Consider the following 21,645-nt stretch of genomic DNA (forward strand, 5'->3'; position numbering starts at 1 on the left):
ATTTTATGTGGTTATGATAGAACGTCAAAAATAATGCCTTTGGTCTGTTAAGGACCCATAAATTCTATGAAAATACTTTCAGAAAATTATCTTTAAAGCTTCCTGAAACCTCTATTTCCGTATCATCTGACAGCATCACGGTTCCGCTTTTATGATAGGATTTTACAAAACCTGTATTGATGATGTGTGAACGGTGAACCCTCACAAACGGGTTTTCCAGAAGATCATCAAAATGCTTCAGAAAACGGCACACCATCTTCTTTGAACCATCGGTAAGATATACCTGAGTAAAATTTCCATCCGCCTGGAGTCTTACAATATCTTCCGTTTTTACAACGTCAAATCCCTGTAAAGTTGGCAAAATCAGCTGCTGTTTTTCAGGTTTTAATTTCAGATTCTCAAGAAGGATCTTATTCCGGTTGAGTTCCTCTTTTTTCTCAAGACTTTCCGCTACTTTATTTACTGCCAGAATCAGTTCCTGAATATCGATAGGTTTTAAAATATAATAGCTTGCTGATTTATTTAGAGCCTGTAATGAATATTGTGAAAATGCGGTAATAAAAATAGTTTCGTAAGAGAAATCTTTGGTAGCTTCCAGTACATCAAAGGCATTTCCGAAAGGCATTTCTACATCCAGGAAGACCAGTTGAGGCTGCTTTTCAGCAATTAACGGAACTGCTTCTTTGATATTTTCAGCTTCACCCAGAATTTCCACCTGCGGACAGTATTTGGTAAGATAGCTTCGTAAAACTTCTCTTGCTATAAGTTCATCGTCAACAATGACAGCTTTTATTTTCATTTGAAAAGATTTTAGGTGGCTGGTAACAGATTTCAGATGCAAATTAGTAATATTTAACCAATCGTACAATCGGTCCAAAACTTACAGTCCGCCTTAATCCTGCTAAGCAAGATTCATCCGGATAGTCACCAAAACTCCACTGTTATTTTCTTTATCCTTTATAGAGCAGGTGATGTCTTTTTTGTACAGATCATTCAGGAGTTGAATTCTTTCCAGCGTATTTTTCATTCCCCGCCCCTCTCTTGTTTTCTGATGTTCTGTTTTCTGCTTTTTACTTTCTTCAATCCCTATTCCATTGTCCTCAATAAGGATTTTAAGATGCGATTCACTTTTTTCAAAGCTTAATGTTAAAAATCCTCTTTCAGTTCTGTAACGGAGTCCGTGCCAGACAGCATTTTCCAGAAACGGCTGTATCAGCATTCCCGGAACCTGAAGGTTTTGCATATTCAGATTTTCATCTACTTCAATTTCGTAATCGAATTTATCTGCAAAACGGGTCTTTTCAAGCGCCAGATAATTTTGCAAAAGGTCAAGCTCCTGCTGAAAAGGAATAAAATCTTCGGTAGAATTTTCCATTACACCACGCATCAGCTTCGAAAATTTTGTAAGATACTGATTCGCTTCAAGCTCATTATTGGTGGCTATAAAATGGTTGACACTATTTAAACTGTTAAAAATAAAATGAGGATTCATCTCTCTTCGCAGCGACTGAAGAGCTATTTTCTTATTTTTAATCTGAACTTTTTTCAGCATTCTGAAAATGAAAATAATGAGTCCGGTGAGTACAATCAACGCTCCGATCAGACTGTAATTAAATACATTTTTCTTTCTGATCAGTTCATCTTTCAACTCTTTTTCTTTTTCCAGCTGTGAAATCCGCTGTTCCGTATCTTCCAGAATTTTATTATCAACCAGGCTTCTGTCTTTGGAAACAAGATTCGGCAGTTTTCCCAAAAAGTCTCTGTATAACTGAACAGAGGCATCAATATTTCCTGAGATCGCATAAAGGCTGTCCAGCTTTTTTACACTTTTCTGTGCTTCCAGTGTATGACCTTTGTCCAGTGCAATTCCATAGGCATTTTTTAAAAGATCTACGGCTTCCTCCGGATCATTTTTTTTAATATAGATATCTGCCAGTTCCTGAATCTGATTGACTTTTTCCTGCGAGTTTTCTTTTACAAAGTCTTCTTTCAAAACTTTCTTCTTGGCTTCAATAGCTTTTTCGAAGTTTTTGTTTTCCACATAAAGATCTGCTAGTTTCTGATTGATGGCAAGCGCTTGCTGAGGAGCTTCTTTTTTAGAAATTTTATAGGCTGTATTCAGATTTTCTTCAGCACTGGAAACATCTTTTTGTTTCAGGTTAACATCTGCCAGCTGGCTGTAGCTTTCTGCAAGATCGCCTTGCTCATTTTCTTTTTTAGTCAGATTGATATTATTCTGAATCGCTTCTGCTTTCAGTTCGGGGGTAGGAGAAGAAAGTCTTGCCGCATCATTAGAATTCACAGCTTTACTTTTTTCGCTGTAACTTACCTGTGCTGCCATGCTGTAATTACTGATGGCAGGAGTTATTTTATTCTGTTTCTCCTGTGACTGGGCTAATCTTCGGGTTGCTTTCTCGATATTGGGCTTATCATTAAGTTTTTCATACAGCTTTTTCGCTTTTGTATAATACTCTTCACTTTTGGGAAAGTTTCCGCTATTGAAAAATGTTTCACCGATATTATAATAAGAATCTGCCTGGGCAGGTTCATTTTTGGTGTCCATTGCTCTTTTCAGCTTCTTTGTTTCTACCTGCACTTCTTCCACAGCAGCACTGCTGTTAGTAGTGGTTTGGGAAAATATTGTATTTCCCGAAAGCACCAGTAAAAATAGAGTAAAGAGTTTAAGCATTTTCATAAAACAAAGATATACATATATATAGTCTGCTCAAAAACTATTCACCAAGTGAAAGTTCCATTTCACCAAGTCTCCCGGATTTCGGTTACTGATCTGTGTAATTTTACATCAGAATTAAAAATTTAAAAACAGGAAATTATGAAATTGAAACATTTTTTATTAATCGGAATTTTGACTCTTGGAAGTTTTGTAAACGCTCAGGAAGTCAAGAAAAATGCAATTGAAGTAACAGGAGTGGCAGAAATGGAAGTCGAACCGGATGAAATTATCTTCAGTATCGGGATAAAAGCTGATAATAAAAACGATCTGGCAGATAATGAAAAGAAATTATTTGATATTTTGAAAAATGCAGGGGTAAAGAACGAGGATATCAAATTCAAATCCATGTATCAGAATATTTACTCTAAAACCGCTAAGTTTTCTAAAAACTATCACTTTAAAGCCGGTACAAAATCAAACCTCAGCAAAATCTTTGAAGACCTGAATCAAAAGTGGGTAAGCAGCCTGAATATCGCGGAGGTAAAGAATACCAAAATTGCAGATTTCAGAAAAGCAGTGAAGATCAACGCTTTGAAAGCAGCCAAAGAGAAAGCAGACTACTTACTGGAAAGTATGGGTAAAAAGACAGGAAATGCCCTTGAAATTGTAGAGATAGAAGATTACACCAGCGATATGATTATGCCGGTAGCCTACAAAGGAAGAGCAAGCAATATCCAGTTGGAAATGGCTGATGCTCCGGTAGATTTTTCTTTTGATAATATTGAAAACATCAAGCTGAAATACAGCATTAAAACAAAATACGAAATCCTTTAAAATAACAGATTTAAGAAAGCTGCCTTTTGGGCAGTTTTTTTGTTTTATACTATTGGGTCATTGCGTTTTTGACTGAAGAAAAATACCTGTCGATCTACTAAAGTTTTTCGAATGGTAAAGGCTTCGACTCCGCTCAGCCGGACAGTATTGAAATGACACATTAGATTATTACTATAACATATAATCAGATCCTTCCGTTTTTATTATCCACCAAGTGAAACCTTCCGTTCACCAAGTTTCCCGATTTCCAGCCTTAAATAAAGATAATTTTACTTCAGGAATTTAAAATAATAAGGATTTAAAGATTTCCGATTACAACAAATAACCAATAAAAAAACAACAATATGACAACGTTAAAAATCTTAGCACTTGCAGCCGGTACAGCTTTGTTAAGCTCCGGAAACATTCAGGAAAACCGCTCTGCAAATAGTAATACTGACAACCATTTACCGGTACAAAAAACAACATTAATTCCGGTAACCTCAACGGTAAAAGACAATAAAATTCAGGTTGCTCTTCTCCTGGATACTTCCAATAGTATGGACGGATTGATTGATCAGGCAAAATCCAGGCTGTGGAATATTGTGAATACGCTGACTACTCTTAAGTACAACGGAAAGGCTCCCGAAATCGAAATTGCCCTTTATGAATATGGCAACGACGGAATCCGTGATGAAAATTACATCCGCCAGGTAACGCCTCTCACTCAGGATCTGGATCTTGTTTCTGAAAAGTTATTTGCCTTAAGAACCAATGGAGGCAGTGAATATTGCGGTGCAGTGATCCGTGATGCCTCTGCCAACCTCAATTGGGATGGGAATGAAAAAAGTATGAAACTGATTTATATTGCCGGTAACGAAGCATTTGATCAGGGAAAAATAAATTATAAAGAGGTTGTTTCAAAAGCAAAAGCTAAAAATATTTACACCAACACCATTTTCTGTGGAAGCCGCGAAGAGGGAATCCAGACCTTCTGGCAAAACGGAGCATCCCTGGGAGGAGGAAAATATTTCAATATCGACAGCGACAGAAAAGTGATGTATATTGAAACCCCTTACGACAAAAGAATTTCCGAATGCAATGCCAGGTTAAATGATACTTATATCTACTACGGAAATCATGGCTCAGAATACAGGCTTAAACAGATCACACAGGATAAAAATGCAGAAGCACAATCGGCATCCAACCTGGTGGAAAGAACAGTTGCCAAATCCAAAAAGAACGCTTACAAAAATGATCACTGGGATCTGGTAGATAAAGCTGAAAAAGATGCCGGATTTATTGCCTCTGTAAAAGAAAGCGAACTTCCTGCTGAATTAAAAGGAAAAAGTAAGGAAGAAATTCAAAAAACGATTGCTGCCAAATCAGCAGCACGTGATACAATTCAAAAGGAAATAGAAGAACTTTCCAAAAAACGCAAGACTTATATTGATTCCGAAATGAAAAAAAGAGGAAATGATGATTCTGACGATTTGGGAAAAGCCATTGAGAGTTCTATTGTTGAACTTGCGAAAAAGAATAGGTATAGTTTGTAGTTGAACAGGCAGTCTTTTTGTAACTGCCTGCTTTTTTAAACCACCCCGTCAAAAATTCTTTGAATTTTTGCCACCCCTCCACAGGAAGGGAATTGAGCACAACAATTGGAGTATTTGTCATGTAAGACAAAGCTTGAAAATTTACCGCCCAAATTTAAAATACCTTGACAAAGGATGCTTTTTGCCTTTCATAAACAGAGAGGCCATTTCCATTCCTGCTACCGAAAAAGTAATTCCGTTTCCTCCGAAGCCCAACACAAAATAAGAATTTTTAAATTTTTTATGCTCGCTGATATAGGGTAAACCGTCTTTTGTTTCACCAAAAGTTCCTGCCCATACAAAGTCTGTATAGAAATGGTAATCAGGTTTTATTTTCTTTAATGTTTTGATGATCTTTTGTTCTTTTTGATCTAAAATAGCATCACGCTTTTCTGCATTATAAAAATCCTCATCTTCGCCTCCTATCAAAAGCCTTCCGTCATCGGTAGTCCGCATATAGAGATAAGGAGTATCGGTATTCCATACTAATGTCCTGCTGATGTTTTTGAATTTGTCTTTATCAATTTCAGAAACGGCCGCGTAGGTACTTTTCAGGTTGACAAAGTTTTCTTTGATCAGGTTTTTACTTTCATACCCTATACAGTAGATCATTTTTTTTGCTTTGATCTGATATCCGCTGTCTGTGGTAACAAGATTAAATCCTTTATGCTCCTCCACTTTTACCATTTCAGTTTTATCAAATACCTTCAATCCTTTCTTTACATTATACATGAAAAGCTCATGAGCGAATTGAAAAGCATCAATGCTTGCACCTTGTTTTGATAAGATTCCGCCATACGTATTTTCAAAGCCGAACTGTTTCAGAACACGATCTGAAGACAGCCACTTTACTTCAAATCCGGCAGCCTTTCTCGCCTCGTATTCTTTTGTCAGCCATTCCAGATCTTTCTTTTTCGAGACATAATACAATGATTTTTTGCGTTTGAAACCTGCTTTGGATCTGATGGTTTTTGTGATTTTTTCCAGAGTATCAATAGCATCACTACACGCTTTATAGCTTAAGACCGCTCCTTTTTTCCCTATCTGATCTATCAGCTCATACAGAGGAACATCTATTTCGTACTGTAACATTGAAGTGGTGGCGGAAGTACTTCCATTGCAAAGTTCGCGTTTATCAATCAGGATGGTTTTGTACCCGTCTTTTATCATCTGATGAGCAATCAGGCTTCCCGTAATCCCACCTCCTATGACGAGAACATCACATTCTTCATTTGATTTTAACGATGGATAAGATGCTAATAATCCGTTTTTTATAAGCCAGAAAGGTTCATTTGATTTGAGATTCATATTAATATTTTACACTGAAACTAACAACATTTATACCTTTTTTAACAATTTTCCACTAAATTATGGTGTAATTATTGTTATTCTTTTAAACTGAACCACCATAAAATATTTATTATGATAACAATTATTCCAGAAGCCCCGGAGAATGTTGCGGCATTCAATGCGACGGGTGAAGTAACGAAAGAGGATTTTGAAAAACTGGTAATTCCGCGTGTAAAAGAGAAGGTAGAGCAGTTCGGTGAGCTGAATTATTTATTGTATTTGGATACCGATCTGGATAATTTTACCATGGGTGCATGGCTTGAAGATTTATTGTTGGGACTGAAAAATCTTACCAACTGGAACCGCTCAGCCATTGTTACGGATAAAGAAGGGATACGGAATTTCACCAGTGTTTTCAGTGTTCTGATGCCGGGAGAGTTCAAATCTTTCCCCAAAGAAAATTTATACAATGCCCTCTACTGGTGTAAAAACGGAGATGAGGTAGAGGCATAACATTTATTTGATAAAAAATCGCCTGTTTCTTACTGAAACAGGCGATGTTATTTTTAACGGTGACTCCTTTTTTATTTATCACATGATACGCATTTTGCAGCCATTTCTTCTTTCTCAGTTTTTGAACCATACAGATACATATATCTTACACTTATAACCAGTCCGATAAAGGTCATCCCTACTCCCACCAACGATGGATAGTTGAATGAGTACCCATATTCCAAAGGAATTCCTCCAAGGAAAGCTCCCATTGCATTGGCAATATTGAAACCGGCCTGCATAAAAGCTGCGGCCATCATTTCACTTTTCGGGGCTGCTTTCATCATCATAATATTGATAGGTGATGCAATAGACATGGATAGCGCGCCACACATAAACGTCAGTACCAAAGCAATATTTTTATATTCTGCAAGGAAGAAAACACCCCCAAGAGAAATCATCATCAGGAAGATCAGGAGTACACAGGTTTTTTCAGGACCTAATTTATCTGAAACAACTCCTCCCACAAGATTTCCAACTACCATTCCGGCTCCGGCAAGTACCATTACATAAGCCATCTGGCTGCTTTTGATCCCGGCAACAACAGTCATTAAAGGAGTAATATAGCTCAGCCATGTGAACAATCCTCCAAATCCAATGGCTGTAATAGCCAATACCAGCCACGACTGTTTATTTTTAAGGAATTTCAGTTCTTCCATGAAATGGGTATTCTGGTTGGATTCCAGATTGGGAAGCCACATTTTTAAAAATAAAATGGCAAAAAGACCAATCATTGCTACAATCGCAAAGTACAGTCTCCAATGGAAAGTATGTCCGATATAGGTTACCAGCGGCACCATTGCGAGATTGGCAACCGTAAGCCCCGTAAACATCATCGATATATAAAATGCTTCTTTTCCTTTTCCTGCCATTCTTGAAGCCACTACTGTTCCTACACCGAAAAAGGCTCCATGCGGAAGCCCCGACATAAAACGGATAACCAGCATACTGTTGTATCCCGGAGCAATAGCAGAAAGGGCATTAAATAATGTAAAAAGGATCATAAAAGCCATCAGGACTTTTTTCGGAGGGAATTTTACAGAATATCCAATCAGGATTGGAGCTCCGATAACCACGCCCATGGCATATGCTGAAATCAAATGTCCGGCTTGCGGAATCGTAATCTGTAATGTTTTGGCAATATCCGGCAGCAGTCCCATAACGGTAAATTCCGTTGTTCCTATCCCTAAACCACCAATTGCCAGTGGTATTATTCTTTTATCAATCTTCATTGTCTCTAAATCTTTTTCTGAATTAATTTCGTTCAAGTTAAAGGATCACCTGAGTATCTTTATTTTGAAAGTGCAAAAATCGCAAGAAAGTTTGAATTTCACTCCTACTTGAATGATAAAAATTTGCTCCATATTAACCTTTTTAATTAATTTTAAATTCAGAAACAATCAAATAAGAACAAAATGAAGATCCAGAAAGAAATTATTGAGTTTGAAAAAGGGAAATCCTTCAAGCTATTTTCTCCTTCTCTGAAAAACTGTTTTTTCTGGCATTATCATCCGGAAATTGAGCTGGTATATGTAGAAGCTGTGAACGGAATCCGCCACGTTGGTAAAAACATTTCCGGCTTTACAGACAGTGATCTTTTACTGATTGGTTCCAACGTTCCTCACCTTAATTTTGACTATGGTATTCAGACGGAATGCAGGCAGCTTGTATTACAGATGCGGGAAAGCTTCCTTCAGGACATTATTCTTCCTGTTCCGGAATTTGAAAATATTAAGAACCTTTTGGAACGGTCCTATCTCGGACTTTCATTTTCCGGAGAAACCAAAATTACAGTTGTTGAAAAACTACAGGCTATTAAAGATAAAAACTCTTTTGAATCCCTGGTTGGGCTGATTGAAATTCTGCAAATCCTGGCCCATTCCGCCGAAGTGAAAGAACTGAATAAGGAAGATACCCGGATCAAATGGTTTTTGAATGATAAAATCAGAATGGGAACCATCTACGATTATATCCACGAAAATTATGACAGAAAACCCAACGTAAACGAAGTGGCCCAGGTTGTCAGCTTGAGTACTCCTGCTTTCTGCCGGTATTTTAAAAAGCAGACGAACATGACTTTTACTGATTTTGTTAACAATTACAGGATCAATCAGGCTAAAATATTCCTGCTGAAAGATCAGTCTGTAACGGAAGTCTGTTTTCAGGTAGGCTTTGAAAGTCTTTCTTATTTTAATAAACTGTTTAAGCAGCATACGGGAGAAACGCCTTCTGAGTTTAAGAAGAAACATTTCAGACCGATTGAAATTAATGGGAAGATTGGAGTGATTAAGAAGGATACGACTTGTTAAGTGACTTTTGTGGTTGCGGACTAAAGTCCACTGCTGTGGATGCTTTTGTGAGTGTTTTATGAACCACCCCGTCAAAAATTCTTTGAATTTTTAACACCCCTCCAAAGGATGGGAATGATGGCGACCGTTATTGTAAAGATTGCCACATTCCTTAGCTAATGCTTAACATCTGATACCTGCAGCCTATCACCTATAATCTGCTACCTAAAAAAACAAAAAACCGCTCATTGCTGAACGGTCTGTATTTTAGTGAATATGTTTTTCTGCGTGGTAAGAACTTCTTACAAGAGGAGAACTTTCAACGTGTCTGAAACCTAAGCTTCTTGCAAAATCCCCAAACTCATCAAATTCTTCAGGTGTGATAAATTTCTTTACCGGAAGATGCTTTTTAGTCGGCTGCAGATATTGTCCAAGGGTGATGACATCTACATTGGCATTTCTGATATCTTCGATGGTCTGGAAGACCTCTTCTTTAGTTTCTCCCAATCCAAGCATTACTCCTGTTTTGGTTCTTCTTTGTCCGGCTTCTTTCAGATATCTTAATACATCAAGACTTCTTTCATATTTTGCCTGAATTCTTACTTCTCTGGTCAGACGTTTTACGGTTTCCATGTTATGAGAGATTACTTCAGGAGCAACTTCTACTAATCTGTCAAGGTGTTTTGTGATACCCTGAAAATCAGGAATCAATGTTTCCATTGTGGTTCCCGGGGAAATTCTTCTTACGGCATTCACTGTTTCTCCCCAAAGAATAGATCCCATATCTTTCAGATCATCGCGGTCTACGGAAGTAAGCACGGCATGTTTGATCTTCATTAACTTGATAGATCTTGCTACTTTTTCAGGCTCATCCCAGTTTACATCAAGGGGTTTTCCTGTTTTTACGCCACAGAATCCACAGCTTCTCGTACAGATATTTCCTAAAATCATGAAAGTAGCTGTACCTTCACCCCAACATTCTCCCATGTTCGGGCAGCTTCCGCTTTGGCAAATGGTGTTTAATTTATATTTATCAACCAAAGTTCTCAGCTCTCTGTAATTCTTTCCGGTAGGAAGTTTTACGCGGATCCATTTTGGTTTTTGAACGGTAGTGTCTTGAACTGAATTTTCCATTTCTAAAATTGAAGTTCAAAGTTAAGGATTTTTTAATGGAAACCATCAACCGGATATATTGATGAAACTGATCATTCAAAATATCATTTGTATATTTATATCCTCAAAATATTCTTATGAAAAAAATATTCTTCCTTTTATTCGCAATATACGGAACGTTTTCTCTTGCCCAAAAACAATTTCAGCCTGCAGGTTCCACGGTTATTGAAACTGTAGACGGAGATCTTGATGGTGATAAAATTCCTGAGAAAGTAATTATTTACAATACAAAGGATACGACTGATATGGGAAACATCCGTGAAATTCAGATTCTGAAAAAGGTTGGCGGAGCATGGACAATCCTTGAAAAATCCAGAAACGCTGTTATGGAAAGCAATGGCGGAGGGATGATGGGTGATCCTTATGGAGAAACGAAAATAGAAAAAGGAATTCTGATTATTTCTCAAAACGGCGGAAGCAGCTGGAAATGGGATGTTACAGACAAATACAGATTTCAGAACGGACATTTTGAACTGATAGGAACCTCCTCTACTTCCGGAAGACCGGGCGATTACTGGAAAGATATAGATTTTAACCTTTCAACAGGACAGCTGAACTATTCCAAAGAAGTAGAAAATACAGCTGAATATGGTAAATCCTTAAAGGAAACTTATATTAAAAAAGGGCTGAAAATTAATTTGCAAAACAGGAATCAGGAAAAGCAGCAGAAAATAATTCTTCCAAAAACAAAAGAAGAGGTTTATTTCTAAATAAAAGTCGTGGGATGTAAGAGATTCTTCACTCCATTTCATTTCGTTCAGAATGACAAGTCCGTTTCTATTGAATAATATTATTGAATTTAATGATCATCAAATTCATTATTCTTCAACAGTTCTGCCAGGACTTTTTTGGCCCGCATGACTCTTACTTTGGTATTGGCGACTGAAATTCCCAATTCATCAGCAATTTCTTTGATGCTTTTTTCTTCAAAAAATCTCAATCTGATAATGTCCTGATAATTGGCATCCAGGGATTCTATGGTTTTGATGATTTTCTTCTGTTCTTCTTCGGAAATAAGCAGTTCTTCCGGTGATTTTGCGTATTGGTTTTTGACCTCATCAAGATTTTCAACAGCGTCTTCGTTGTCGCGGTTTTTCTTTCTCCAGAAATCAATAACGGTATTCTGGGCAATGGTCAGTACCCAGGTTTTAAACTGAAAATGAGGATCGAACATATCCAGTTTTGACAGTACTTTTGAAAAAACATTGACAGTAATTTCATCGGCATCATTTTCATCTCTCACTTTCTTCATAACAAAGGAGAAAACATCCACCCAAAAAACATTGATGAGTTTAGTCTGGGCCTTCTGGTCTTTATCCTTGGCCTTCTGGATGAGCAGGAATAGCTGTTCGTCGTTCATTAATAACAAATATAGATTATTTGGGCTGAAAAACAAAGTATAGGAAAGCTAAAATGGTAAAAAGGCTTTCCCTTAATACTTCGGAATTTATTATCTTTGCATCTTAAAATTTTAAAGTTAAAAATCAATGAATTCCTTTATAGAAGAACTGAAATGGCGTGGTCTGTTTGCCGATATGATGCCAGGAACCGATGAACAACTGAATAAAGAGGTAACTACTGCATATATTGGTTTTGATCCTACTGCCGATTCTTTACATATCGGAAGTCTTATCCAGATAAAAATCCTGGCTCACTTCCAGCTGCATGGCCACAAGCCTATTGCTCTGGTAGGAGGCGCTACAGGAATGATCGGGGATCCATCCGGGAAATCTGCCGAAAGAAACCTTCTGGATGAGGAAACTCTTTTACATTATGTAGACTGTTTAAAGAAACAGCTTTCAAAGTTCCTTAATTTTGAAGGAAATGAGCCAAACAAAGCTGAGCTGGTGAACAACTACGACTGGATGAAGAATATTTCTTTCCTTGATTTTGCTAAAAATGTCGGAAAGAATATCACGGTCAATTATATGATGGCAAAAGATTCTGTAAAGAAAAGATTCTCAGGAGAATCCGGTGCAGACGGAATGAGCTTTACAGAATTCACATACCAGCTCATCCAGGGATATGATTTCCTTCATTTATACCAAAACAATAATGTGAAGCTTCAAATGGGAGGTTCTGACCAGTGGGGAAACATCACTACAGGAACAGAATTGATCCGTAGAAAAGCTCAGGGTGAAGCTTTTGCTTTAACAGTTCCTTTAATTACGAAAGCAGACGGTTCCAAATTCGGAAAGTCTGAAAGCGGGGAAAATTACTGGCTGGATAAAAAGAAAACTTCTCCTTACAAGTTCTACCAGTTCTGGCTGAATGCTACGGATGAGGATGCTGAAAGATTCATCAAATTCTATACTTTCTTAGGAAAAGAAGAAATTGAAGTTTTAATTGAAGAACACAAAACAGCTCCACACGAAAGAAAGCTTCAGAAGAAACTTGCAGAAGAAGTTACCGTTTGGGTACATGGAAGAGAAGAGTATGAAAAAGCATTGAAAGCTTCTGAAATTCTTTTCGGACGTTCTACTGCTGAAGATCTTGTAAGCCTTGATGAGGAAACTTTCCTGGAAGTTTTTGATGGTGTTCCTCAAAAAGAAATTGCAAAATCTGATGTTTTAGGAGTAAATATTATTGATCTTCTTTCTGAAAAATCAGGGTTCTTGAAATCTAAAAGTGAAGCACAAAGAGAGATTAAAGGAAATTCAATTTCTGTCAACAAACAAAAAGTAAATGATACTTTTACAGCCAATGAAACAGATCTTATTGATGGTAAATTTTTATTGCTTCAAAAAGGTAAGAAAAGCTACTTTATTGTAAGAGCAAACTAGTAGAAAATACATAAAAAACCGGCGCTGAGATGAATCTCAGCGCCGGTTTCATTTCCTAAATAAATTTAATATTAAAATGTATAGCTTGTAGTAGCCGACAAATACTGTCCGCTGGAAGTTCCTTCTTTCTTCAGTTCTCCGTCTACCCAGATCTGAACTTTCAAAGTTGCAGAAGCATCCGGTCCGACAGCGTTTACTCCAACAGTGGCATTGTATGCTCCCGGTTCTGATGTTACCTCAGGGCTGCTCCATGTTGTTCCGCTAAGACTTGTTGCAGTGGTAGGGTTACCATCAATTCCGTACACCGCTACTTCAATATTACTGCCTGAAGAAGCGATTGCTTTAAAGACCACTTTATGACTTTTCCCTGCTCCATTCACATTGTTGTCGTCATCATCGTTACTGCATGACGCTGTAAATCCAATAAGCATTGCTGCTAGTACGGCAACGAATGCCCCTCTTAACAGCTTATTCATACTCATTTTTTTCATAATCTTTTGTTTAAATTTTAGTTACTATATTGAATATTCTATGATCCATGATTTGATATCTGCAAAGCTAGGAGCATCACCTACGTTTATCAATCCTGAAAAACCAGTAATTTTTTCTACCTAAATTCCGGTATTTTTTATGCTAAAATTTTTAATTAAATTGAGCGTTTAAAAAAATATTTTACAGAATTGATCCATAATGAAGAGATTACTTGTCCTGTTAAGCCTGTTTTTGTCTTTAGCATTACAATCCCAGCAAATCATTCCGCTTAATGAGAAATCTTATATAGACAGCTTACAAAGTATTACAAAGGGAAATCATCCTGATACTTCAAAAGCAACGGCCTTTTTCCTATTATCCAATTATTACAGGAACAATGATTCTGTTTTGAGCAGGAAATATCTTTCCAACGGAAAATTACTGGCGCAAAGCCCTTTTATTTCTGCCAAATATTATTATTACGAAGGACAGTATAATCTGGACAGGAATAAAAAGAAAGCTGCTGTTTCTTATCAGCAGGCTATTCAGTCTTTATCAAAATTCAAAAATGAAGAATCCGATTTTCTTCAGGCTCTTGCCTGGTACAGCTACGGAGTTTCGCAAAAGGATAAAGAGGGTTATATTCCTTTGGTTAAAATCATGCTTGAAAAGAGTATCCCGCTGGTTGAAAAATATAAGAACAGCAGAAACCTGGGGTTCCTGTATACTCAGCTTGCAGTGATTCTTACTTATAATGCCCAGTTTAAAAAAGCTGAAGGTTATAATACCAAAGCCCTGGAAATTCTTGAAAAACAATATCCGAATTCTGCTGAGCTATTTTTTACCTATCTCAATTCTGCCAACAATTTCTGTTATCAGGCCAATGGAGACCAGGCTGAAAAGTATTTGAATAAAGCCGAAAAGCTTATCAGGGCATATCCTGAATCTTCATCCAATGCTTTTTATTATTACAGCAAAACCCTGCTGTATATTACCCGGCAGAAAAATGAGGAAGCTCTTCCTGTAATAGAAAAAGGAATTTTTTACACCAGAAAGTACAATCAGAATCTCCTGGCACAAATGTTTTATTTCAACAAGTTTGACATTTTAAAGAAACTTAAAAGATATAAGGAAGCTAAGACTACCCTGGAAGATGTTTTAACGGAAAAATCCCTGGCTATTGATCTTAATAACAGAAAAACTTTTTATAAGCAGCTTTCCCTGCTTAATGAAGAATTGGGAGATACTAAAGAAGCGCTCCTATGGGAACAAAGATATTCCAAACTCAACGATAGTTTGAATACAGAAAATGTAAAGCTTGAAATCAACAAACTCGAAACTAAATTCAATACCGCTGAAAAAGAAAGAAAAATAGCAACCTTAAATGCTGAAAAGAATCAAAAAGACCTGGAAGTCAACAAGAAAAATTCTTATTTATGGGGAATGGGGCTGGTTTTATTGCTAGCCTTAAGCCTTCTGATCTTCCTGTTTATTATTTTCAGAAAAAATAAAAAAATAAACGAGCAGAAGCTCAATGAAATAAAGCAAATAGAAGAATTATCATTAACCAAAGCCATTCTTGATGGCGAAGAAAGAGAAAGAGAACGTATTGCAAGGGATCTTCATGATGGCCTTGGAGGAATGCTTGCGGGTGTGAAAATCAATTTTTCTACCTGGTCTTCCAGTCATTTAAACCCTGAAAAAGATCAGGAATTTTATAAAATATTAGGTCAGTTGGACAGCTCTGTAAGTGAACTTCGTCATGTAGCGAGAAATTTAATGCCTGAATCATTGCTTAATTTTGGTTTGGAAACCGCCATACATGATTTGTGTGAATTTTACAGCAGAAAAAATCTTGAAATTGATTTTCAGGCTATTGATATTGACAAATCATTACCTTTAAATATCCAGCTTAATATTTACAGGATTGTACAGGAGTTATTGGCCAATGCTGTAAAACATGCTGAAGCCAGCAGTATTCTGCTACAATGTTCACAATCCGGCGAAAATTTTCTGATCACGATTGAAGATAACGGAAAAGGATTTGATAAAAATATAGAAAACACTACCAAAAGTATGGGGCTTCGTAATCTGAAAAACAGAGTCAATTACCTGAAAGGAAAAATGGAAATCAATTCTGATGATCAGGGAACAGTAATTAATATAGAACTCAATATCCATGGAGAATGAAAAAATAAATATTGTCATTGTAGATGATCATCCTATTGTCATTGAAGGATTAAGAATGATGCTGAAAAGCCAGCCTTTCTTTAATATAGCAGGAAGTTTTGCATCCGGGGCAGAAACACTGGGTTTTATCCGGTCGGAAATGGTAGATATTGTTCTTCTGGACATTTCGCTCCCTGATTCCAACGGTACAGATCTCTGCAGAGAAATAAAAAAAATATCACCCAATACCTCTGTCATTATGTTCAGCAACCGTTCGGAAAGAAGTATTATTATGCAGTCTATACAAAACGGAGCAAGCGGCTATCTTCTCAAAAATACGTCCATTGATGATCTTGTGATATCTATAAGAGGGGCGCTTTCCGGGGATATTGTTTTCTGCAATGAAACCAAGCAGATAATCAGCCTTCCTTCTCAGAATATCCTTCCTGTTCCGAGGCTCACTAAAAGGGAGAAACAAATTCTACAGATGGTAGCACAGGGGAAAACAAGTAATGTAATTGCTGAAGAACTTTTTTTAAGTCCTCTTACCGTAGACACCCACCGCAAGAATCTGCTGCAGAAATTTCATGCAAAGAACTCAACAGAATTGATCAGTCTGGCTGTACAGCAAGGCATGATTGAAGAATAAAAAAACCGCTTTGAAAGCGGTTTCTTTTATATAATGTTTAAAATAATTTACGGTTCCAAGAAGCTGTAATCAATAGAAGCAACTAATACACCTTTACCTTTTTTCTTAACAGTTCTTACTACTTCTCCATCGATGTATAGATTGATTGTTAATTCAGAGTTATCATCCGGCATTGATGCGTTGGCATCAAGGTTCAGCTGTGCCTGGCTGGAATTTACAAAGAATTCTCCACTTGTCCAGGGCGAAGTTACCGGAGACTGCGGAGTATTGTATATGGTGTTCTGAGTGGTACCTACCTGTGTTACAACACTTATTATTTCTCCTCCGGAAGTTGTCTTCACTTCGAATTGAACCACGTGATCCTGAAATTCTTCATCATCATCTTTTTTACAAGAATTAACAACGGTGATTACAGAAAATAATAAAACGAATAAAAAAGAAAGTCTAAGTAAACTTTTTGAATTGTAAAATTGCTTCATTTCTCCAAATAGATTTTTTAATGTTTCAAATATAAGTTTTTTATTAATATAAAAATAACTTTTATGAAAATTTTCCAATAAAGATTTCCAAATAATATCAAATCAATAAAAAATAAAAAATTACAGAAAAGTTCAAAAATATACTTCAGATAATTAATCATTGCACATACATCATCATGCAGCAGAAGTTCATTGTATGAATAATAAAAGTTAAGATTCTGTATGTAATTTAATTATCTTTGCTGTATGAATTTAGATTACCTAGTAAGAGAGCCGGAAAATATTACTTCCCAAACTCCCATTCTTTTTATGCTTCATGGCTATGGCAGCAATGAGCAGGATCTTTTCAGTTTTAGAGAAACGCTTCCCAATGACTGGATCATTGTAAGTTTCAGAGCTCCTCGTGATACTCAGTTTGAAGGATACTCATGGTATGACATCAATTTTAATGATCCCGAAAATTTTATCGATGTCCCACAGGCCAATGAATCTTTACATGCAGTTCTGGAAAGCATGTTAAAGATTATTAACCACTATGGACTTACGGAAAGCAAAGCTCACCTGTGCGGCTTCAGCCAGGGAGGAATACTGTGCTACGCTCTGGCTTTAAAACATCCTGAACTTTTCAATCGTGTTGCCTGTATGAGCAGTTATCCTGAAGAAAAAATTCTTGACGGTATTGTAAAAGATAAAAAGAAACTGGAAGGACTTCGTTTCTTCATTTCTCATGGTACGGATGATGCTGTGATCCCGCTTGAGTGGGGAAGAAAAGCCGCAGATCTGCTTTATGATCTCAGCTGTTACTTTACGTTCAGAGAGTATATGAGCGGACATGGCGTCAATCAGAAAAATTATATGGATTTGATGGACTTTTTTTCAAAATAAACAAAGACTGTTTTGAAATAAATTCAACAAAAAAACCTACATTATTGTAGTTTATATAAACATTCCAGCTTTTGGAATGTTTTTTTATTATCATATAGATAAATTCAGTAAATTCAGTAAATGAAATTTAGATTGTTTTTACTGGGATTATTGCTTAGCATTTTTGTAAGTGCCCAGAATACTTTTGAACTGATCAATACTAAAAAAGCGGTTATCCCATTTAAGTTTATCAACAATCTTATCTTTATCCCTGTCAATGTTAATGGTGCCGAGCTTACCTTTCTGCTGGATACCGGAGTTTCGGAAACCATACTTTTTAGCCTGGAAAATAAGGAGGTCCAACTCAGCAATGTTGAAAAAGTAAAGTTCTCAGGTCTTGGAGGAAGTTTAAGTATTGATGGCCTGAAATCGGAACGCAATATTGGCAAAATAGGAGATGCAATTATCAATACCTCTATGTCTCTTTACATTATTATTGATGAAGAATTTAATATTTCGCCTCATGTAGGAATTCCTGTAAATGGAGTGATCGGGTATCATTTTTTTAAAGATCATCCTATTTATATTGATTATACATCAAAGAAAATAACCATTTATGAAAATACGGCTCTCCTGGAAAAGAAAATCAGACGGTTTGAAGAGTTTCCAATTACTATTGAAAAGAATAAGCCTTATCTGCATGCCGATGTAGAAATGACCAATGAAAAGAAAGATTCAAAATTACTGATTGACCTTGGAAACAGTGATGCGATCTGGCTCTTCCCTACTCTTATTAAAAATTTCGTTTACAACAGGCCTAATATTGATGATTTCCTTGGCCGCGGTTTCAATGGAGACATCTACGGCAAAAGAAGCAGAATTCATAATTTTTATCTCGGAGATTTTAAATTTGAAAAGCCACTTACTGCTATGCCGGATGAATTTTCTATACAGCATGTTAATTTGGTAGAAAACAGAAAAGGTTCCATAGGCAGCGAGATTATGCGTAGATTTACCGTAGTTTTTGATTATCCCAATCAAAAGTTATATCTTAAGAAGAACAGAAACTTTGACGATCCTTTTCATTTTAATATGAGCGGACTGGATTTCAGACAAGACGGATTGGAATGGCATCAGGACAAGATAAATATTGAGACCCAAAAATCTGCTACGGCAGTAAATGAAGTTTATAAGGATGCTTTTCAATATAAATTCAGTCTGAAACCTATATTCTCCATTGCAGGCGTAAGAAAAGACTCTCCAGCCTATGAAGCAGGCCTTAAAAAAGATGACAAAGTTCTGAGCATTAACGGAGAACGCACTGCAGACATGACTCTCGAAAAGATCATGGAACTTATGAAGTCCAGCGAAGGCAGAAATATTACCATGATCATTCAGAGGAAAAATGAAGAACTTACATTCCGCTTCATGCTTGAAGACCCAATTCCTTATCAAGAATAAAATATGAATACTGAAGAAAGCACCTTAGACAGAATCAGAACCAGACCCAGATTTAAAATGTTTACTCATCTTACCAAAGAAGAGTATGCTGAAAACCTGAAAAAATATATGGAAGAGCATAAAGATGAGTTTTCAGGAAATATCAACAAGGAGGTTGCTACCATCTGGGTGAAAACAGAAAATGATAATTACTGGAAGCCCTGCCTCGCCTTAAGGGTGGAAATGGAAGATGAGCATACGGCAATACGCGGAGTATTTGGCCCAAGCTCTGCAGTGTGGACATTCTTTATGTTTTTGTACTTCTCTTTTTCTATTTTGTGGATGACATTCTTCACCATGTATTACGTGGAGAAACAGATAAAAAGCGCCGAATACCCCTGGGCACTGAGCGCTTCTTTTGTCATGTTATTGTTTATTCTTCTTACGTATATTGCTGCAAGATTCGGGCAACATAAGGGTAAGGAGGAAATGATTAAACTCAGAAAATTTGCTGAAGAATCTACTTTGCAATTTGAAAAGAAAATTAATTAGATAAAGGTTCTGCAGGCTTTTCATTCTGAACAGGTGCAGCTGCTGCTTTTGCTGCTTTGATAGAATCCACCACTTTTTCTCTGTTGCTTTGTTCTTTAAGCATTTTTGGAACGTCCGGCTCTAGAAGCTTCGTCAATTCTTCAACGGAAATATTGTTGGAATTAGGATCATCCAAAAGATTTCTCCATGGTTTTCTTCCTCCCCATTTGTAATCTCCGAATACCATTACCGCTGTACCTTTGGCTTTTGTTGTGGCACCGCCGGGATTCAGAATCCAGGTATCTGCATAAGAATACAGCCATTGGGCATCCTTCCTCAGCAGTCGGAGACATGAGTGAGAAGCAGGATATCCCGGAAGGGTATATTCATGCCACCCAATTCCTCCGATATTGTGAATATTAAAGTTATAAGGAAGTTTCCATTCAGTACTTACCGTAGAAATAGCGAGTTTCTTTTTCCAGTTGGCAAAAGTAAGCCCTCTTGTGGTCTGGGCTGCTTTTTTACCCATACTTGTCGGGCCCCATTTTACAAGACTTCCATTGGAATACACCGCAAAAGCCTGTATAGGATATGAGAAGATGACAAACTTTTTCACTCCGCTTAATACATCCAGCTGCATTGGAAACGGTGAATATGCCATCAATGTTGTATCTATTTTTGCAGGAACAACCAAAGTATCGGCATTCCATTTACTTTTAGAATCCAGCCTGTTTAAAGCTAAAATAGCAGTTCTCTCCTCTACACTGTATTTCTTGCTGAATTCTGCATACACAGAATCACGCATTTTTTTATCCTTAGGAAGAACAAAGGCATTATAGAAACCATTCTCCTGCATCACAGGCGGAACAGATTCTTTTTTCACTACAGGAACAGAATCTTTCTTTATGGAATCCTTTTCCACCTCCGAAGGTTCCGAAGAAGAAACAGTATCTTTAAAAGTATCGCTTATCTTTTCTATTTCCTTTTTACAGGAAACCAGGAAAAAAGCGCATAAACAGACATAAAGAAAGGATTTTTTCACAGATATGTTTTTCATAAATAAATCGGCCATTTAGTTTGGCTACCCAGTACAAATATCAGACCTAAATTTGAACAATAAAAGACATTCTTAAAAATACCGTAAAAAAACGGAGGTTTAAGGATTGCAAATGAGGAGTTATAGTTAGCTCATTTTTATAAAGTTAGCGTTCCAGACAGGTATTCCGGGATTTTCACAAAAAAATTATTTTCTTATTTGTTCTTTTGTAAAAATAGTTTCTACCAAGGTCAGTTTATATAAAAAAATCAGTATAAATCTTACAATTCACAAAAAAGCAATCAGCAACAGTATGTAAAACTGAACTTTATTCACTTTTCTATTCCCGAATTTCCATACGAGAATTCTGTCAATGATAAATTATCAGTTTTACAGGAATCAAATTGAATAGTAAATTGAATGTGGGAAAAATAAAAAAGTCTTCCATTTCTAGAAGACTTTTTCTGCGATCCGGACGGGACTCGAACCCGCGACCTCCGCCGTGACAGGGCGGCATTCTAACCAGCTGAACTACCGGATCAATTAAGGTAGCATTTGCTTTTAACTGGTGCAAATATATACCTTTTTTTAGCTTTTCCAAAGAAACGTGTTCCTTTTCTACCAAAGATTTTGTTAAGATGCAGATTGTCAAATACAAAAAATAAGGCATCTAACTATTTTAAAAGCTTTTCTTTTAAAAAGATTATCTTTCAAATTCATGTAAGTTTTCTCTTTACGGAAACAATCAACTGTTTTTTTAACTATTCATCCGGTATCTAAAACTCACTATTCCCTTGTTATTATGATAGCAGAAAAATGATTGTACCAATACCTACTT

At 36.7% G+C, this 21,645-nt stretch carries 20 protein-coding genes and 1 tRNA gene; 11 read left to right on the forward strand and 10 right to left on the reverse strand.

What is annotated here, in order from left to right:
• Nucleotides 1–64: 64 nt before the first annotated feature.
• Together AC5YGI_RS03510 and AC5YGI_RS03515 are read right to left on the reverse strand one after the other, a co-directional pair.
• Nucleotides 65–799 (reverse strand): LytR/AlgR family response regulator transcription factor, encoded by a 735-nt coding sequence (locus AC5YGI_RS03510; protein ID WP_047432960.1) that lies wholly within the window; start codon nucleotides 797–799, stop codon nucleotides 65–67.
• 102 nt (nucleotides 800–901) lie between these two features.
• Nucleotides 902–2,695, reverse strand: coding sequence for a tetratricopeptide repeat-containing sensor histidine kinase (locus tag AC5YGI_RS03515; RefSeq protein WP_496167529.1), 1,794 nt, complete (start codon nucleotides 2,693–2,695; stop codon nucleotides 902–904).
• A gap of 138 nt (nucleotides 2,696–2,833) precedes the next feature.
• Here AC5YGI_RS03515 and AC5YGI_RS03520 point away from each other — a divergent pair, with 138 nt between their 5' ends.
• Entirely contained in the window at nucleotides 2,834–3,508 is a 675-nt protein-coding gene (locus AC5YGI_RS03520; protein WP_496167530.1) for an SIMPL domain-containing protein, read from the forward strand.
• Between the two features lie 344 nt (nucleotides 3,509–3,852).
• Nucleotides 3,853–5,043, forward strand: a complete 1,191-nt coding sequence (locus tag AC5YGI_RS03525; protein WP_496167532.1) for a vWA domain-containing protein — start codon at nucleotides 3,853–3,855, stop codon at nucleotides 5,041–5,043.
• 141 nt (nucleotides 5,044–5,184) lie between these two features.
• Here AC5YGI_RS03525 and AC5YGI_RS03530 read toward each other — a convergent pair whose 3' ends face one another.
• Nucleotides 5,185–6,390 (reverse strand): NAD(P)/FAD-dependent oxidoreductase, encoded by a 1,206-nt coding sequence (locus AC5YGI_RS03530; protein WP_330745543.1) that lies wholly within the window; start codon nucleotides 6,388–6,390, stop codon nucleotides 5,185–5,187.
• A 114-nt stretch (nucleotides 6,391–6,504) separates the two neighbouring features.
• Here AC5YGI_RS03530 and AC5YGI_RS03535 point away from each other — a divergent pair, with 114 nt between their 5' ends.
• The gene (locus tag AC5YGI_RS03535; protein WP_110010742.1) at nucleotides 6,505–6,885 is read left to right on the forward strand and encodes a SpoIIAA family protein; all 381 of its coding nucleotides are present in this window, start codon (nucleotides 6,505–6,507) and stop codon (nucleotides 6,883–6,885) included.
• 71 nt (nucleotides 6,886–6,956) lie between these two features.
• Here the strand turns inward: AC5YGI_RS03535 and AC5YGI_RS03540 are convergent, their stop codons facing one another.
• Nucleotides 6,957–8,156, reverse strand: a complete 1,200-nt coding sequence (locus AC5YGI_RS03540; protein ID WP_330745542.1) for an MFS transporter — start codon at nucleotides 8,154–8,156, stop codon at nucleotides 6,957–6,959.
• Nucleotides 8,157–8,339: 183 nt separating this feature from the next.
• Here AC5YGI_RS03540 and AC5YGI_RS03545 point away from each other — a divergent pair, with 183 nt between their 5' ends.
• Complete coding sequence (locus AC5YGI_RS03545; RefSeq protein ID WP_202839727.1) at nucleotides 8,340–9,233, forward strand: AraC family transcriptional regulator; 894 nt, start codon at nucleotides 8,340–8,342, stop codon at nucleotides 9,231–9,233.
• Nucleotides 9,234–9,479: 246 nt separating this feature from the next.
• Here the strand turns inward: AC5YGI_RS03545 and lipA are convergent, their stop codons facing one another.
• Nucleotides 9,480–10,346 (reverse strand): lipoyl synthase, encoded by an 867-nt coding sequence (gene lipA, locus AC5YGI_RS03550; protein ID WP_330745541.1) that lies wholly within the window; start codon nucleotides 10,344–10,346, stop codon nucleotides 9,480–9,482.
• Between the two features lie 116 nt (nucleotides 10,347–10,462).
• On the opposite strand from lipA, the gene AC5YGI_RS03555 reads away from it, so the two are divergent.
• Complete coding sequence (locus tag AC5YGI_RS03555; protein ID WP_330745540.1) at nucleotides 10,463–11,095, forward strand: hypothetical protein; 633 nt, start codon at nucleotides 10,463–10,465, stop codon at nucleotides 11,093–11,095.
• Nucleotides 11,096–11,184: 89 nt separating this feature from the next.
• Here the strand turns inward: AC5YGI_RS03555 and AC5YGI_RS03560 are convergent, their stop codons facing one another.
• Nucleotides 11,185–11,745: an RNA polymerase sigma factor gene (locus AC5YGI_RS03560; protein WP_110010746.1), complete on the reverse strand. Its 561-nt coding sequence runs from the start codon at nucleotides 11,743–11,745 to the stop codon at nucleotides 11,185–11,187.
• Nucleotides 11,746–11,872: 127 nt separating this feature from the next.
• Between AC5YGI_RS03560 and tyrS the strand changes: the two genes are divergently transcribed.
• Nucleotides 11,873–13,168 carry a tyrosine--tRNA ligase gene (gene tyrS / locus AC5YGI_RS03565; protein WP_330745539.1) on the forward strand — a complete coding sequence of 432 codons (1,296 nt, stop codon included), beginning with the start codon at nucleotides 11,873–11,875 and terminating at the stop codon, nucleotides 13,166–13,168.
• 71 nt (nucleotides 13,169–13,239) lie between these two features.
• On the opposite strand, the gene AC5YGI_RS03570 is transcribed toward tyrS, so the two are convergent.
• Nucleotides 13,240–13,659 carry a hypothetical protein gene (locus AC5YGI_RS03570; RefSeq protein WP_330745538.1) on the reverse strand — a complete coding sequence of 140 codons (420 nt, stop codon included), beginning with the start codon at nucleotides 13,657–13,659 and terminating at the stop codon, nucleotides 13,240–13,242.
• Between the two features lie 199 nt (nucleotides 13,660–13,858).
• On the opposite strand from AC5YGI_RS03570, the gene AC5YGI_RS03575 reads away from it, so the two are divergent.
• Both AC5YGI_RS03575 and AC5YGI_RS03580 read left to right on the forward strand, forming a co-directional pair.
• Nucleotides 13,859–15,829, forward strand: a complete 1,971-nt coding sequence (locus AC5YGI_RS03575; protein ID WP_330745537.1) for a tetratricopeptide repeat-containing sensor histidine kinase — start codon at nucleotides 13,859–13,861, stop codon at nucleotides 15,827–15,829.
• Nucleotides 15,819–16,457: a response regulator transcription factor gene (locus tag AC5YGI_RS03580; protein ID WP_330745536.1), complete on the forward strand. Its 639-nt coding sequence runs from the start codon at nucleotides 15,819–15,821 to the stop codon at nucleotides 16,455–16,457. Before AC5YGI_RS03575 ends, AC5YGI_RS03580 begins: the two co-directional genes overlap by 11 nt.
• 47 nt (nucleotides 16,458–16,504) lie before the next feature.
• Here the strand turns inward: AC5YGI_RS03580 and AC5YGI_RS03585 are convergent, their stop codons facing one another.
• Nucleotides 16,505–16,936, reverse strand: a complete 432-nt coding sequence (locus AC5YGI_RS03585) for a hypothetical protein (protein ID WP_228406536.1) — start codon at nucleotides 16,934–16,936, stop codon at nucleotides 16,505–16,507.
• 246 nt (nucleotides 16,937–17,182) lie between these two features.
• Here AC5YGI_RS03585 and AC5YGI_RS03590 point away from each other — a divergent pair, with 246 nt between their 5' ends.
• The 3 genes from AC5YGI_RS03590 (at nucleotide 17,183) to AC5YGI_RS03600 (ending at nucleotide 19,792) form a co-directional block, all read left to right on the forward strand.
• Nucleotides 17,183–17,821, forward strand: coding sequence for an alpha/beta hydrolase (locus AC5YGI_RS03590; RefSeq protein WP_330745534.1), 639 nt, complete (start codon nucleotides 17,183–17,185; stop codon nucleotides 17,819–17,821).
• A 120-nt stretch (nucleotides 17,822–17,941) separates the two neighbouring features.
• Complete coding sequence (locus AC5YGI_RS03595) at nucleotides 17,942–19,261, forward strand: PDZ domain-containing protein (protein WP_496167533.1); 1,320 nt, start codon at nucleotides 17,942–17,944, stop codon at nucleotides 19,259–19,261.
• A 3-nt stretch (nucleotides 19,262–19,264) separates the two neighbouring features.
• Entirely contained in the window at nucleotides 19,265–19,792 is a 528-nt protein-coding gene (locus tag AC5YGI_RS03600; protein WP_330745532.1) for a hypothetical protein, read from the forward strand.
• Here the strand turns inward: AC5YGI_RS03600 and AC5YGI_RS03605 are convergent.
• Complete coding sequence (locus AC5YGI_RS03605; RefSeq protein ID WP_330745531.1) at nucleotides 19,785–20,828, reverse strand: L,D-transpeptidase; 1,044 nt, start codon at nucleotides 20,826–20,828, stop codon at nucleotides 19,785–19,787. The genes AC5YGI_RS03600 and AC5YGI_RS03605 overlap by 8 nt on opposite strands.
• A gap of 446 nt (nucleotides 20,829–21,274) precedes the next feature.
• Nucleotides 21,275–21,348: transfer RNA gene (locus AC5YGI_RS03610), tRNA-Asp, on the reverse strand.
• Nucleotides 21,349–21,645 lie beyond the last annotated feature (297 nt).

The organism is Chryseobacterium sp. CS3K3.1 (assembly GCF_059515165.1).

Bases quoted from the DNA above. Each gene is read 5' to 3' on its own strand.
- AC5YGI_RS03510 (WP_047432960.1), bottom strand. From the start codon at position 799: ATGAAAATAAAAGCTGTCATTGTTGACGATGAACTTATAGCAAGAGAA.
- AC5YGI_RS03515 (WP_496167529.1), bottom strand. From the start codon at position 2,695: ATGAAAATGCTTAAACTCTTTACTCTATTTTTACTGGTGCTTTCGGGA.
- AC5YGI_RS03520 (WP_496167530.1), top strand. From the start codon at position 2,834: ATGAAATTGAAACATTTTTTATTAATCGGAATTTTGACTCTTGGAAGT.
- AC5YGI_RS03525 (WP_496167532.1), top strand. From the start codon at position 3,853: ATGACAACGTTAAAAATCTTAGCACTTGCAGCCGGTACAGCTTTGTTA.
- AC5YGI_RS03530 (WP_330745543.1), bottom strand. From the start codon at position 6,390: ATGAATCTCAAATCAAATGAACCTTTCTGGCTTATAAAAAACGGATTA.
- AC5YGI_RS03535 (WP_110010742.1), top strand. From the start codon at position 6,505: ATGATAACAATTATTCCAGAAGCCCCGGAGAATGTTGCGGCATTCAAT.
- AC5YGI_RS03540 (WP_330745542.1), bottom strand. From the start codon at position 8,156: ATGAAGATTGATAAAAGAATAATACCACTGGCAATTGGTGGTTTAGGG.
- AC5YGI_RS03545 (WP_202839727.1), top strand. From the start codon at position 8,340: ATGAAGATCCAGAAAGAAATTATTGAGTTTGAAAAAGGGAAATCCTTC.
- lipA (WP_330745541.1), bottom strand. From the start codon at position 10,346: ATGGAAAATTCAGTTCAAGACACTACCGTTCAAAAACCAAAATGGATC.
- AC5YGI_RS03555 (WP_330745540.1), top strand. From the start codon at position 10,463: ATGAAAAAAATATTCTTCCTTTTATTCGCAATATACGGAACGTTTTCT.
- AC5YGI_RS03560 (WP_110010746.1), bottom strand. From the start codon at position 11,745: ATGAACGACGAACAGCTATTCCTGCTCATCCAGAAGGCCAAGGATAAA.
- tyrS (WP_330745539.1), top strand. From the start codon at position 11,873: ATGAATTCCTTTATAGAAGAACTGAAATGGCGTGGTCTGTTTGCCGAT.
- AC5YGI_RS03570 (WP_330745538.1), bottom strand. From the start codon at position 13,659: ATGAAAAAAATGAGTATGAATAAGCTGTTAAGAGGGGCATTCGTTGCC.
- AC5YGI_RS03575 (WP_330745537.1), top strand. From the start codon at position 13,859: ATGAAGAGATTACTTGTCCTGTTAAGCCTGTTTTTGTCTTTAGCATTA.
- AC5YGI_RS03580 (WP_330745536.1), top strand. From the start codon at position 15,819: ATGGAGAATGAAAAAATAAATATTGTCATTGTAGATGATCATCCTATT.
- AC5YGI_RS03585 (WP_228406536.1), bottom strand. From the start codon at position 16,936: ATGAAGCAATTTTACAATTCAAAAAGTTTACTTAGACTTTCTTTTTTA.
- AC5YGI_RS03590 (WP_330745534.1), top strand. From the start codon at position 17,183: ATGAATTTAGATTACCTAGTAAGAGAGCCGGAAAATATTACTTCCCAA.
- AC5YGI_RS03595 (WP_496167533.1), top strand. From the start codon at position 17,942: ATGAAATTTAGATTGTTTTTACTGGGATTATTGCTTAGCATTTTTGTA.
- AC5YGI_RS03600 (WP_330745532.1), top strand. From the start codon at position 19,265: ATGAATACTGAAGAAAGCACCTTAGACAGAATCAGAACCAGACCCAGA.
- AC5YGI_RS03605 (WP_330745531.1), bottom strand. From the start codon at position 20,828: ATGAAAAACATATCTGTGAAAAAATCCTTTCTTTATGTCTGTTTATGC.